At 74.4% G+C, this 12221-nt stretch carries 14 protein-coding genes; 8 read left to right on the plus strand and 6 right to left on the minus strand.

Translation table 11 applies throughout. The features are described 5' to 3' along the window. The first annotated feature begins 22 nt into the window (after window positions 1-22). The gene (gene nadA, locus AC1UE5_RS00105; protein ID WP_482920023.1) at window positions 23-1018 is read left to right on the plus strand and encodes a quinolinate synthase NadA; all 996 of its coding nucleotides are present in this window, start codon (window positions 23-25) and stop codon (window positions 1016-1018) included. On the opposite strand, the gene AC1UE5_RS00110 is transcribed toward nadA, so the two are convergent. Further along, window positions 1015-1368: a hypothetical protein gene (locus tag AC1UE5_RS00110; protein WP_482920024.1), complete on the minus strand. Its 354-nt coding sequence runs from the start codon at window positions 1366-1368 to the stop codon at window positions 1015-1017. The two genes, nadA and AC1UE5_RS00110, sit on opposite strands and share 4 nt — an antisense overlap. 107 nt (window positions 1369-1475) lie before the next feature. Between AC1UE5_RS00110 and AC1UE5_RS00115 the strand changes: the two genes are divergently transcribed. The 3 genes from AC1UE5_RS00115 to AC1UE5_RS00125 all read left to right on the plus strand — a co-directional run bounded on the left by AC1UE5_RS00115 (window position 1476) and on the right by AC1UE5_RS00125 (window position 3359). Continuing rightward, a complete protein-coding gene (locus AC1UE5_RS00115) occupies window positions 1476-1961 on the plus strand; it encodes a DUF1707 domain-containing protein (RefSeq protein ID WP_482920025.1) in 486 nt (161 codons plus the stop codon). A 71-nt stretch (window positions 1962-2032) separates the two neighbouring features. Further along, window positions 2033-2812, plus strand: coding sequence for an N-acyl homoserine lactonase family protein (locus tag AC1UE5_RS00120; protein ID WP_482920026.1), 780 nt, complete (start codon window positions 2033-2035; stop codon window positions 2810-2812). Between the two features lie 10 nt (window positions 2813-2822). Next, window positions 2823-3359, plus strand: coding sequence for a hypothetical protein (locus AC1UE5_RS00125; protein WP_482920027.1), 537 nt, complete (start codon window positions 2823-2825; stop codon window positions 3357-3359). Here the strand turns inward: AC1UE5_RS00125 and AC1UE5_RS00130 are convergent, their stop codons facing one another. Then, window positions 3360-4619 (minus strand): M16 family metallopeptidase, encoded by a 1260-nt coding sequence (locus AC1UE5_RS00130; RefSeq protein ID WP_482920028.1) that lies wholly within the window; start codon window positions 4617-4619, stop codon window positions 3360-3362. A gap of 23 nt (window positions 4620-4642) precedes the next feature. Beyond that, the gene (locus tag AC1UE5_RS00135; RefSeq protein WP_482920029.1) at window positions 4643-5491 is read right to left on the minus strand and encodes an AraC family transcriptional regulator; all 849 of its coding nucleotides are present in this window, start codon (window positions 5489-5491) and stop codon (window positions 4643-4645) included. A gap of 65 nt (window positions 5492-5556) precedes the next feature. Between AC1UE5_RS00135 and AC1UE5_RS00140 the strand changes: the two genes are divergently transcribed. Then, entirely contained in the window at window positions 5557-6414 is an 858-nt protein-coding gene (locus tag AC1UE5_RS00140; protein ID WP_482920030.1) for a VOC family protein, read from the plus strand. A gap of 2 nt (window positions 6415-6416) precedes the next feature. Here AC1UE5_RS00140 and AC1UE5_RS00145 read toward each other — a convergent pair whose 3' ends face one another. Beyond that, the gene (locus tag AC1UE5_RS00145; RefSeq protein ID WP_482920031.1) at window positions 6417-7037 is read right to left on the minus strand and encodes a hypothetical protein; all 621 of its coding nucleotides are present in this window, start codon (window positions 7035-7037) and stop codon (window positions 6417-6419) included. Window positions 7038-7260: 223 nt separating this feature from the next. After that, window positions 7261-8514, minus strand: coding sequence for a calcium-binding protein (locus AC1UE5_RS00150; RefSeq protein ID WP_482920032.1), 1254 nt, complete (start codon window positions 8512-8514; stop codon window positions 7261-7263). Between the two features lie 134 nt (window positions 8515-8648). Here AC1UE5_RS00150 and ftsE point away from each other — a divergent pair, with 134 nt between their 5' ends. Together ftsE and ftsX are read left to right on the plus strand one after the other, a co-directional pair. Continuing rightward, window positions 8649-9470 (plus strand): cell division ATP-binding protein FtsE, encoded by an 822-nt coding sequence (gene ftsE, locus AC1UE5_RS00155; protein WP_482920033.1) that lies wholly within the window; start codon window positions 8649-8651, stop codon window positions 9468-9470. Then, the gene (ftsX, locus tag AC1UE5_RS00160) at window positions 9467-10339 is read left to right on the plus strand and encodes a permease-like cell division protein FtsX (RefSeq protein WP_482920034.1); all 873 of its coding nucleotides are present in this window, start codon (window positions 9467-9469) and stop codon (window positions 10337-10339) included. The genes ftsE and ftsX overlap by 4 nt, the downstream gene beginning before the upstream one ends. A gap of 56 nt (window positions 10340-10395) precedes the next feature. On the opposite strand, the gene AC1UE5_RS00165 is transcribed toward ftsX, so the two are convergent. After that, a complete protein-coding gene (locus tag AC1UE5_RS00165; protein WP_482920035.1) occupies window positions 10396-10689 on the minus strand; it encodes a hypothetical protein in 294 nt (97 codons plus the stop codon). 77 nt (window positions 10690-10766) lie between these two features. On the opposite strand from AC1UE5_RS00165, the gene AC1UE5_RS00170 reads away from it, so the two are divergent. Continuing rightward, entirely contained in the window at window positions 10767-12206 is a 1440-nt protein-coding gene (locus tag AC1UE5_RS00170; RefSeq protein ID WP_482920036.1) for an aminotransferase-like domain-containing protein, read from the plus strand. Window positions 12207-12221 lie beyond the last annotated feature (15 nt).

The following is a 12221-nucleotide window of genomic DNA, read 5'->3' on the forward strand; positions in this document are numbered from 1 at the left end:
AACTCATGCTAGCCTGTGGCGCATGGCTGGCACGACTGTCCCGCTGGAGCTCGTCGACATCCCTGCGCTGCAGGCGGAGGTCCGCGCCCTCGCCGAGGAGCGCGACGCGGTGATCCTGGCGCACAACTACCAGGTGCCCGAGGTGCAGGACGTCGCGCACTACGTCGGCGACTCGCTCGGGCTCAGCCAGCAGGCGGCCAAGGCGGAGGCGAGCACGATCGTCTTCTGCGGCGTCCACTTCATGGCGGAGTCGGCGTCGATCCTCTCGCCGGACAAGACCGTCCTGATCCCGGACCTCGACGCCGGCTGCTCGCTCGCCGACTCGATCACGCCGGAGCAGCTGCGCGCCTGGCAGGCGAAGTTCCCCGAGAACGCCGTCACGGTCATGTACGTCAACACGACGGCCGAGGTCAAGGCGCTCACCGACTACTGCGTCACCTCGTCGAACGCCGTCAACGTCGTCAAGCACATCCTCGCCACGCACGGCCCGGACACGCCGATCCTCTTCGGCCCGGACATGTTCCTCGGCGCCTACGTCGAGAAGGAGATCGGCCGCAAGCTCCACGTGTGGGACGGCGAGTGCCACGTCCACGCGGGCATCCGCCCGTCGGACATCGCCGCCACACGCGACGCGCATCCGGGCGCCGACTTCCTGATCCACCCCGAGTGCGGCTGCTCGACCTCGGTCATGGAGTACGTGGCCGCGGGCGACGTGCAGTCCGAGGGCGTGCACATGCTCTCCACGGGCGGGATGCTCGACTACGCCAAGCAGGCCGAGCCGGGCTCGACCGTGATCATGGCGACCGAGATCGGCATGCTCCACCCGCTCCAGATGGCGGCGCCGCAGGTCGACTTCGTGGCCGCCAACGAGCGCGCCTCGTGCAAGTACATGAAGATGATCTCGCTGCCCAAGCTGCGCGACGCGCTGCTGAACATGGAGCACGAGGTCAAGGTGCCGGAGGCCATCGCCGAGCGGGCGCGCGTCCCGATCGAGCGGATGGTCAGCATCAGCGCCTAGGCGGGCGCGGCGACGAGGTCGAAGCCGCGCTCGGCGGCCTCGCGCACGCGGGGGAGCGAGGTGACCTTGCGGTCGAACTCCGCGCAGGTGTAGCAGTGGACGTCGGCGGGTGCGCCCATCTCGGACGCGTCCCACAGCGAGCCGGCCTGGTAGACGCGCTCGAGCCACGGGATGCCGTCGAAGCCCTCGGACACGAGCACCATCACGTACTCGGGCCCGCGCTCACGCTGCGGCCCGGCGCCCCGGAGGTCCGCGACCTTCGCGCCGCCCAGGAGCGCGCGCTCGATCGGCCACCGGTCCCCGACCCGCTGCAGGTAGCGGTGCAGCTCGACCTCGTTCAACCCGTCCACCACGACGCATGATGGCGGGTCGTGCGGTCGTCGCACAAGGTCTCGGGGTGTGAGGTCGCTCCACGCCTGGGCTGGACATGGAATGGAGTGGGCACTAACATGTGCTCATGCATGGCTGCGGGAACCGTCACCACCACGCACACCACCGCCGCGAGGCGCATCGGGCGGCGGTCGACGAGCCGCTCGTCCCTGCGGACGACCTGCGCGCGTCTGACGCCGAGCGCGAGCGCGTCGTCGTCCACCTGCGTGACCAGGCCGGCGAAGGCCGGCTGACCGTCGAGGAGCTCGACGAGCGGCTGGAGCGCACGTACGCCGCGCGCACGCGCAAGGAGCTCGCGGCGCTGACGCACGACCTGCCGCGCCCTCGGCGCATCCACACCGCGGCCGTGGCCGCGCGCGACGCGTTCGCCGAGCACCTGCGCTCGTACCTGCTCGTGATGGCGCTGCTGGTCGGCATCTGGGCGGTCACGGGCATGGGGTACTTCTGGCCGGTGTGGCCCGCGATGGGCTGGGGCATCGGCCTCGTCTCGCACTGGTCCGCCGCCCGCCGCGTTCCCCGCGCCCGCCTCACCGCGCCGCCCCGCACCGGCTGACCGCCGACTCGCCGGCCCGCGGCGCGCCGTCGGGCGGGGAGGGCGAAGGCGCGCGCGGGTAGGGTCGCCGCGTGGCCGTCACCGCGGTGCATCCGCTCCTGCTCGGGTGGGAGCACTCGCCCGAGTCCGTGTCGCTGGAGGGCGGGTCGGACGACCGGGTGCTGCGGGTGCCGATCACCGGCGTGCTCGTGGAGACCGACGGCGGCCCGTTCCTGCTGGAGACCGGCTGCGACCCGCGCCCGTACCGCCGTGACCCGCCCGACACCAGCGTCTACACGGTCGGGCTGCCCGAGTTCCCCACCGACGGCGACCCGCTCCTCGACGCGCTCGCGGCCCACGGGACGGCGCCGCGCGATCTCGTCGGCGCCGCCGTCTCGCATCTGCACCTCGACCACGCGGGCGGCCTGCGCCACCTCGCCGCCGCGGGCGTGCCGGTCGCGATCCAGGTGGAGGAGCTGGCGTTCGCGACGACGCGGGCCGGGCGGGAGCAGGGCTACCTGCGCGAGGACCACGCGCACCCGGACCTCCGGTGGCGCCTGGTGGACGGCGACGCGGAGCTCGTCCCCGGCATCGACGCGCTCGCCACCCCCGGCCACACGCCCGGGCACATGTCCTACCGCGTCCGCGCGCCCGACACGACCTGGCTCTTCGCGGTCGACGCGATCGACCTCCAGCGCGGCATCGACACCGACACGCCCATCGGCTCCTCCGCGGATCCGGCCGACGCGCCGCTGCGCCGCCGCTCCCACGACCGGCTCGTGCGGCTCGCGGAGCAGGAGGGCGCCCGGCTCGTCCCCGGCCACTGCCCGGATACGTGGCCGCGGTTGACGGGCGGCGCCGCGGCCGCGTAGGGTCCGTTGCATGATCGCGGCGCTCGTCGCCTCCTTCGCGGTCGCGGCCCCCGGCGCGGCGGAGGCCGACACGCGCGTGACCTGCCGCATGCACGCCGAGCCCTCGCCGTCCGGGCCGTTCGAGAGCCGTGACGGCGCGCGAGCGTGGACGGCGCAGCTCAACGGCGCGCGGCTCGAGCTCATCACGACCCCGTCGGCGTCGTCGCGCATCCGCCTGGCCGACCGCCGCGTGTACGGGTGGAAGACGCCGTTCGCGCTCACCGCGGGCGGTGACGTCGTGGTGAGGATCGTCGGCGGCGGCGGGCGCTTCCAGTACGGGCGGTCCAAGACCTGGCGTGGGGCGGCCCGCAGCGCCCGCTTCACCGCGTGCCCGGCCGACGAGCCGGCGTTCGCAAGCGACGGCGTCGTCGGGCCGATCACCGGCTGGGGCGGCGGCCTCTACACCACGAGTCGCCGCGCGTGCCTGCGCCTGCGCGTCACCTCGGCACAGGCGCCGGGCGAGCGGGCGGCCACGCTGACCGTCCCGCTCGGCCGCAGGCGCTGCTAGCTAGCTGACGTCGAAGTCCGACTCGGCGTGCGGCCCGACGACCGCGACCGCGAGGTGGTCGGCGACGTCGGCGGCGACCTCGCGGACCTGCTCGAACGTCACCTTGTCGAGCCGCTCGATCGCGGCGTCCGGGTCGATGCCCTCGCCGAACACGATCGTCTGGTTGGCCGCGTAGCGCGCGACCGCGTTGGTGTTCTCGAACGCCAGGACGCGGCGGCCGGCGCCGTACGCGCGCGCCCGCTCGACCTCCTCCGGCGTCGGGCCGGCGTCGCGCAGCTCGGTGACGATCTCGCGCATCCGCGTGTACGCCTCGACGCACTTGGACGACTCCAGGCCCGCGCCGAGCGCCAGCACCGGCAGGTCCGCGAACGCGTGGTCGGCCGACCAGACCGAGTAGCAGAGGCCGCGCTGCTCGCGGATCTCGTCGAACAGGCGCGAGCCCATCGAGCCGCCGAGCAGCGTCGAGTAGATCGTCAGCGCCGCGCGCTGCGCCGGGTCGCGAGGATCGATCGACGGGCGGTAGAGCATCCGCAGGTGCGACTGGTTCGTGTCGCGCTCCTCGACCAGCACGCGCGACTCGATCTCCGACGGGGCGGCCTCGTAGGCGCCGGGCGCGGGCAGGTCCGGGAAGCGCTCGAAGAGCGACCCGACGGCGCCGTTCTCCGGCACGTGGTCGAGGTTGCCGACGACGAACGCGCCGCCCCGCGCGCCCGCCCAGCGGCGCTCGCGGAACGCCACGATCGCCTCGCGCGAGAACGTGCGCAGGTGCTCCTCCGGCCCGAGCACGGTGCGCCCGAGCGGGTGGTCGCCGAACGCGGCCTTGTCGATCAGCTCCTCCGCGACGGCGGACGGCTGGTCCTTGTACCGCTGGATCTCCTGGATGACGACGCCGCGCTCGCGGTCGAGCTCCTCGGCGTCGATCTTCGGCCGGCCGACGAAGTCCGTGAGGAGGTCGATCGCCTCCATCGCCGCCTCGGCGCGCACCGTGATGTGGAACGCCACGAGGTCGTGCGACGTGTACGCGTTGAGCGAGCCGCCCATCCGCTCCGCGGTCTCGTTGACCTTGCGGTAGTCGTCGAACTTCTCGCCGCCCTTGAAGACCAGGTGCTCGAGGAAGTGGGCCATGCCGTTCTCCTCGGGCCGCTCCGTCCGCGCGCCGGCGTCGAAGGCGACGAGCACGGTGACCGCGCGCGTCCCGGGCAGCGCCACACGGTGCAGCGGCAGCCCGTTGGCGAGGGTGGAGCTGGTGATCTGCGGCATGACCTGAAGATATCCCTCGGCGTTCAGCGCCCTGAGCCGCGCGCCGCCTCGCGGTATGCCTGCGGCGACACGCCCTCCCGCCGCTTGAACGCGCGCGAGAAGTAGAACGGGTCCTCGTAGCCGACGCGGTGGGCGACCTGGCCCACCGTCAGGTCGGTGTAGCGCAGCAGCCGCGCGGCCTCGAGCTGCACGCGATCGGACACGAGCTCCTTGGTCGTGCGGCCGGTGACCTCGGCGAGCGCCTTCGCCAGCGCCGCGGCCGGCACGGCGAGCGCCTCGGCGTAGTGCGCGGCGTCGTGGTGGCGGGCGAAGTCGCGCTCCAGCACGCGCAGGAACCGCTCGTGCAAGGAGCCCTCGGGCCCGCCGCCGCGCGTGCCGCCCGCCCACCGGTCGAGCCACAGCAAGAGGACGGAGAGCAGGTGGCGCTCGAGGTCGGCGGTGCGCGTGTCGGGCGGCAGGCGGGTCTCGTCGTCGATCGCTCGCAGCAGCGCGGCGAGCGCGTCCTCGCGGGAGGCCGGGACGGGGATGGTGAGCCCGCCCTGGCCGGCGAGCATCCACCCGGGCGACGCGCGCGTGGCCGGGTCGCCGGCGCCCAGGAGCAGCTCGTCGGTGAACCGGACGACCGCCAGGTCGACGCCGCGCGCCTCGTCGAACACGTGCACCTGGCCGCGGCCGATGACGGTGATCGTGCCGGCGCGCGCCTCGATCGGCCGGCCGTCGAGCCGGTGCCGACCGGTGCCGCGCCGGAGCCAGATCAGCTCGTGGTAGTCGTGCCGGTGCGGGTCGACCGCGTCTTCGGGACGCATGTCCGCGCCGTCCCACCAGACGACGCTCAGCGGCTGCTCGGCACGGCGGAGGGGGCCGGTCGTCACGGAAGTCCAGGGGTCCGCGCGAAGATGCCATGGGACCGCGGGCGTCGCCGGGCGATGGTGGGAGCATGAGCTTCCCCGCCGCCCTCCGCCTCGGCCCGGCGCACCTGATCGTCACCGACCTCGATCGGTCCGTCGCGTTCTACCAGGACGCTCTCGGCCTGCACGTCCACGATCGTGACACGGGCGCCCGGACCGCGGACGTCGGCACGGAGGGGGCGGCCGAGCCGCTGCTCGTCCTCCACGAGCTGCCCGGCGCCCGCCCCGCCGGCAAGCACGCCGGGCTCTACCACGTCGCGCTGAACTACGAGACGCGCGAGGAGCTGGCCCGCGCCGCCCTGCGCCTCGCCGCGACGCGCACGCCGATCCAGGGCGCGTCCGACCACGGCACGCACGAGGCGATCTACCTCCCGGACCCCGACGGCAACGGCCTCGAGCTCGCCGCCGACCGCCCGCGCGAGCAGTGGGAGTCGTACGACCACCTGCTGACGCAGGGCCCGAACCCGCTCGACACGCACGCGCTGCTGTCGCTCGTCGCGGGCGAGGCGCCGAACCCCGTCGCCGCGCCGGGCATGCGCGTGGGGCACCTGCACCTGCACGTCGGCGACCTGCCGGCCGCGCTGGCGTTCTACGAGGACGTGCTCGGGTTCGAGCGCCAGATGGTCCTCGGCGGCGTCGCGGGCTTCGTCTCCGCCGGCGGCTACCACCACCACCTCGGCATGAACACCTGGCGGGGGACGGGCATCCCGGGCGCGCCGGACGACGCGGTGGGCCTGCGCCACTGGACGATCGTGCTGCCGACCGTCGCCGACGTCGCCGCCGCGCACGCGCGGGTGGCGGACGCGCGGGTCGCGGTGGAGGACCACGACGGCGGGTTCCTCACGCGCGACCCGTGGGGCACCGCGGTCGCGGTCGTCGCGGCCTAGGCTCAGCCCGCGAGGATCTGCTCGCGCAGGCGGTCGGCGAGCACCGTGACCTGCCGGGGCGGCGGCGGGCGCGTGGTCACGGCGGCGCCGAAGTCGTAGAAGCTCATCGTCGTCACCGCGCCACCCGCCGCGTCGGTGAGCTGCAGGCGCCGGACGAGATGGTCGTCGCCGATCCACGCGGTGGCGACGACCCGCGCGCCGCCGCCGCTCGCGGGCGCCAGCGTGCCGCGGTACTTGTGGACGTCGAGGCCGAGCTCGCGCACTGCGCCGAGGTCCTCGACGTCGCCCGCGCGGTCCATCGCCGCGAGCACCGCGGTCGGGTCGTGGACGCGGACGGCGGGGACGGCGGCGATCGCGGGCGCCGCGCGGCCGTCGCGCTCGGCCAGCCGGTCGATCAGCGCCGGGTCGTCCTCGAGGTCGACCAGCAGCCAGGGCCGCGCCGGGTCGAGCGGGGCGGGGAGGCGCAGGAACGCGACGTTCTGGAAGAACCGCGCCTCGACCGCCGCGGCCGCCGCCAGGCCCGGCATCTTCGTGAGGTTGTAGGAGAACGTGCCGCGCTCCTCGCGGAAGTCGAACGTCCCCGTCGCGATGTACCGGACGGGCGCGTCGCCGGTGGTGCGCACGTCGATCCGCATCTTCGAGGAGCCGGCCTCCAGCGTCTTCGTCGCGCTCGCGGCGAGCGCGTCCTCGGTCGTGCTGAACGGCTGCAGGACGCCGAGCGCGAGGAGCGTGGAGACGACGGGGATCGCCGCGGCGAGCAGGGCGCCGAACGTCCGCGCGACCGGGTGCTTACCGCCGCACCAGACGACGAAGGCGCGCCAGCGCGCGCGGGGCGAGAAGCGGGCGCTAGCCGGCGTCGGACGCCTCCAGCGTCACGCGGAACGTCTCGCGCGCGCCGTCGACGGTGAGCCGGACGACCGCGCGCAGAACGCCGCCGTCGGCCCGCTCGAGCGCCGCGCGGCCGCGGTCGTTCAGCTCCACCTCGACGTCCGCGACCTGGCCGCTGCACGTGAAGTCCGCGGTGCCGAGGCGGCGGCCGCGGCGGTCGGTGAGCGTCAGGGTGCCGCGCCGGTCGGTCTCGCAGAGGAGCGTGAGCGTGGCGGTGCCGTCGTCCACTGGCGCGCGCCGCGCGACCTGGACGGGGAACGCCGCCGCGGCGCCGTCGCCGGTGCTGACCGCGAGGAGGAGCGCGCCGACGCTCGCGGGCACCGCGCCGCCGCCACCGCCACCGCCTGCGTCGGCGTTCTCCTCCGTCGACGGCAGCACGCCGCCCTCCAGCACCAGGCACTCGCCGGTCACCCCGACGATGACGTCGGCGTCCGCCCCCGCGGGCTCCTCCGTGTCGACCCGCTCGCCGTCCTCGGGGTCGGTCGCCCAGTCGTCGCCCTCGCCGCCGATCAGGCAGTCCTCGCCCTCGCCGCCGGTCAGCGCGTCGTCGCCGTCGCCGCCGTGCACGACGTCGTCGCCGCCCGCGCCGTCGAGCCGGTCGTCGCCGCCGAGCCCGCAGATCACGTCCTTGGCCGCCGTCCCGATGAGCCAGTCCGGGCCGTCGGTGCCGAGGATCGTGCAGGTCGGCGTCCGCAGCCCCTGGCACGAGCCGTCGGGGTTGACCGCGACGCAGCGGTCCCCGCGGCTGCCGGGGGCGGCGGGTGCCGCGGGCTCGGTCGGGGCGCGCGGGGGTTCCGAGGCCGGGGTGGTCGCCGGTGCGGGCGCGGGCTCAGCGGGCGGAGGCGGTGGCGTCGGCGGCGCGGGAGAGGGCGCCGCGGGCGGTGGCTCCTGCGCGGCCGGCGCCGTTGCGGGCCGGGGCGCGGCTGGCGCGGCCTCGACCACCGGCGCGGCCGCCACCGCCACCGCGGGCGCCGCGTCCGCCGTCACCGCCTCCCCGTCCTCCGGCGCGGCAGCCTCCGCAGGCTCCGGCGCCCCGCCTTCCGCCGGCGCGGCAGCCTCCGCCGCCACCGTCACCGCCGGCGCGTCCTCCGGCTCCACCGGCACCGTCTCCTGCGCCCCCGCAGGCGCGCACGTCAGCAGCACCGCCGCGCACGCGACCACCCCCGACCACGCCCGCGCTCCCTCGCCCCGCCGTTCGGCCTCGTGCCTCACCGCACGATCTTACGCAGGGCATCGTGCACATTCGCAACCGTCTGGGACCCTTGTGGGAGGTCGCGCCGCGCCGCGTGCAAATTCACGTGCATGCAGCGGCTTTCCGCACACCGCGTCCTACGCTTCTCAGTCCCATGGCCCTCACGGCTGATCGCCCACGCACGCACACGCCCGGCGCCCTGGCGCCGCCGGTCATCGAGCTCCGCAACGTCGTCAAGAAGTACGAAGGCGGGGACACCGCCCTCGACGGGGTCTCGCTGAACATCCGGCGCGGGGAGTTCGTCTTCCTCGTCGGCCACAGCGGTTCGGGCAAGTCGACGCTGATGAAGCTCCTGCTCAAGGAGATCGAGCCGTCGTCCGGCTCCATCCGCGTCGCCGGCCGCGACCTCAGCGAGATCACGGCCAAGAAGGTGCCGTACTACCGCCGCAACATCGGCGCGGTCTTCCAGGACTTCAAGCTGCTCCCGTCCCGCACCGTGCACGACAACGTCGCGTACGCGCTGCAGGTGACCGGCGGCTCCCGCAAGGAGGTCCGCGAGAAGGTCCCGGACATCCTGCGCCTCACCGGCCTCTCGACGAAGCTCCACAACTACCCGGACCAGCTGTCCGGCGGCGAGCAGCAGCGCGTGTCGGTCGCGCGCGCGTTCGTCAACCACCCGCCGCTCGTGCTCGCCGACGAGCCGACCGGCAACCTCGATCCCGAGACGTCCGTCGGGATCATGCAGCTGCTGTACCGGATCAACCGCACCGGCACGACCGTCGTCGTCTGCACGCACGACCACCATCTGGTCGACCGCATGCGCCGCCGCGTGATCGAGCTGTCGAAGGGCAAGCTCGTCCGCGACGTCGCCGCCGGCGGCTACCGCGAGGAGTCGACGCAGGAGTTCGGCGCGCTGATGCGCGGCCACTCGATCGACATCCCCGAGGACGACGAGATCGGCGGGCTCTGGCGATGAGGCCCGGCTTCTTCCTCCGGGAGGCGCTCCGCTCCGTCTCCCGCAACGCGGTGCCGTCGTTCGCCGCGATCGCGTCCGTGCTCGTCACGGTGCTCGTCCTCGGCGTCTTCATCCCGATCGTCCAGGCGACGACCGGCGCGGCGAACGAGGTGCGCGAGCGCGTCATCGTCGACGTCTACCTCGCCGCCAAGTCGAGCGACGCGGACGTCGAGCGCGTCCGCCGCACGATCGCGGAGGACACGCCGTACGTCGGCAAGGTCGAGTACGTCTCCAAGGAGGAGGCGTACGCCGCCGAGAAGAAGCGCAACCCGGAGGCGTACGAGCTGCTCGGCTCGAACCCGCTCCCGGACACGTTCCGCGTCACGCCGGACAAGCCCGACAACATCGAGGGCCTGCGCGACGCGCTCGTCGGCGCGCACGACCCGGCCATCGACGAGGTCAAGAACCGGCGCGAGGACACGAACAAGATCCTGTCCGCCACGCGCGTCGTGAAGATGACCGCGGCGGCGCTCTCGGTGCTGCTGATCATCGCGTCCGTCCTGCTCGTGGCGAACACGATCCGCCTGTCGCTCTTCTCGCGCCGGCGCGAGGTCGAGGTCATGCGGCTCGTCGGCGCGACGAACAACTTCATCCGCTGGCCGTTCGTGATCGAGGGCGTGATCCTCGGCTTCATGGGCGGCGTGCTGGCGCTCCTGCTCCTGCTCGTCGCCAAGGTCGCGCTGGTCGATCCGCTGGCCGAGGACTTCGCGCTGGTCGCCGCGCCGGACACGATCGACTTCCGCCTGCTCGCCGGCATGCTGCTCGTCGCGGCCGTCGGCGTCGCGGCAGCGGGCTCCGGCCTGTCGCTGCGCCGCTTCCTGCGGGTCTAGGTCTCCACGCCGCGCCGCCGCCCTTCTGGAGGAGGAGGGCGGCGGCGCGCGCGTGGCTAGGAGAGCCGGGCGGAGAGCCGGCGTGCGAGGTGCACGTCGGCGCGCCCACCGTGCTCGCCGTTGAGCTGGCGGACACGCTCGACGAGCAGCTCGGCGACCGCCGCCGACGGCTGGAACGGGTCGGCGATCACGCGTGTCCCGTCGATCTCCGCGGCCGCCCACAGCGCGCCGTCGACCTCCGCCAGCAGCACCCGCCCCTGCGGGACCGGCGCGCTGTCCAGCGCGGCGAGGCGGACGAGGGCGGAGAGGTCGAGCGGGCGGGCGGGGCGGATGGTGAGGTCGGCGGTCATGTCTCAGCGCTCCTTGCGCTCGTGGTCGGTGATTGGCATATTCCTCCTATGGGCCAATCGTGGGCAAGAGCCATTTCGTGAGCCAATTCCTCGCCACGGAGGCGCTGGTGGAGGCCATCGGCGCGTGGACGATGCGCAATGGCCCGCTCTACGTGCGCCTCGCGGATGCCATCCAGGAGGCGGCGGACCAGGCCGCGCTCGAGGGCGGCGCCAAGCTGCCGGCCGAGCGGACGCTGGCCGAGGCGCTCGACGTCAGCCGCGGGACGGTCGTCGCGGCCTACGCGGCGCTGGCCGAGCGGGGCGTCGTCACCCGCCGCCGCGGCAGCGGCACGACGCTCGCCGAGACCGTCCGCCGCACCCAGCCCTCCACGCACCACCGCGCGCCCGAGCTCAACCGCTTCGTCAGCGCGCCCGACGTGTCGATCAGCCTCTCGATCGGCGCGCCGCCGCCGTCGCCGCTGATGCGCGAGCTGCTGGGGAGCGCCGCCGGCGCCATCGCCGCCGGCGCGCCGGACCACGGCTACGCGCCGATGGGCCTGCCCGGCCTGCGCGAGGGCCTCGCCGCCCGGCTCACCCGCGACGGCCTGCCGACGGTCGCCGACGAGCTGCTCATCACCTCCGGCGCGCAGGGCGCGCTCAGCATCCTCGCCACCGCGCTCGTGCGCGCGGGCGACCGCGTGCTCGTCGAGTCGCCCACGTACCCGGGCGCGATCGAGGTCTTCTCTCGCGCCGGCGCGGTCGTGCTCGGCATCCGCCGCGACGCGATCGGGCCGCGGCCGGAGGACCTCGAGCGCCTGATCGCGGTGCAGCCGCCGGCGCTCGTCTTCCTCGTCCCGACCTGCCACAACCCGACCGGCTCGGTGATGCACGAGCAGCGCCGGCGCGAGGTGCTGGCGATCTGCCGCAAGCACGACGTGCTCGTGGTGGAGGACACGACGCTGGCCGACCTCGTCTACACCGGCGACCCGCCGCCGCACATCGCGTCGATGGCCGAGATCGAGGACGTGGTGGTCGTCGGCTCGTTCAGCAAGACGCTGTGGGGCGGGCTGCGGACCGGCTTCCTGCGCGGCGACCGCTCGCTCGTCCTGCGCCTCGGCCGGCTCAAGGCCGCGCTCGACCTCGGCAGCGGGCTGCTCGACCAGGTCGCGGTGTGCGAGGCGCTGCCGCAGCTCGACGACATCGTCGCAGCTGCCCGCACGCGTGCGGCCGAGCACGCGCGCGTCGTCGGCGGCCTGCTCCGCGAGCGGCTGCCCGAATGGGAGCAGACCACGCCGCGCGGCGGCTACTCGATCTGGTGCCGCCTGCCGACCGGCCACGGCGACCGCTTCGCGGCGACCGCGCTGAGCTACGGCGTCGGCATCACCAGCGGGGCAGCGGCCGCGCCGCAGGAGATGCTGCTCGACCACGTGCGCGTCACGTGCGCGGCGGACCTGCCGACGCTGCACGAGGCGGTCGACCGGCTCGCCGCGGCGTGGGAGACGCACACGCGCGGGAGCGCCGCGTACGCCGCCGCCTAGATCTGCGGGCGGCGG

Source organism: Parviterribacter multiflagellatus, from assembly GCF_056863265.1.

Bases quoted from the DNA above. Each gene is read 5' to 3' on its own strand.
- nadA (WP_482920023.1), top strand. From the start codon at position 23: ATGGCTGGCACGACTGTCCCGCTGGAGCTCGTCGACATCCCTGCGCTG.
- AC1UE5_RS00115 (WP_482920025.1), top strand. From the start codon at position 1,476: ATGCATGGCTGCGGGAACCGTCACCACCACGCACACCACCGCCGCGAG.
- AC1UE5_RS00125 (WP_482920027.1), top strand. From the start codon at position 2,823: ATGATCGCGGCGCTCGTCGCCTCCTTCGCGGTCGCGGCCCCCGGCGCG.
- AC1UE5_RS00130 (WP_482920028.1), bottom strand. From the start codon at position 4,619: ATGCCGCAGATCACCAGCTCCACCCTCGCCAACGGGCTGCCGCTGCAC.
- AC1UE5_RS00140 (WP_482920030.1), top strand. From the start codon at position 5,557: ATGAGCTTCCCCGCCGCCCTCCGCCTCGGCCCGGCGCACCTGATCGTC.
- ftsE (WP_482920033.1), top strand. From the start codon at position 8,649: ATGGCCCTCACGGCTGATCGCCCACGCACGCACACGCCCGGCGCCCTG.
- ftsX (WP_482920034.1), top strand. From the start codon at position 9,467: ATGAGGCCCGGCTTCTTCCTCCGGGAGGCGCTCCGCTCCGTCTCCCGC.
- AC1UE5_RS00165 (WP_482920035.1), bottom strand. From the start codon at position 10,689: ATGACCGCCGACCTCACCATCCGCCCCGCCCGCCCGCTCGACCTCTCC.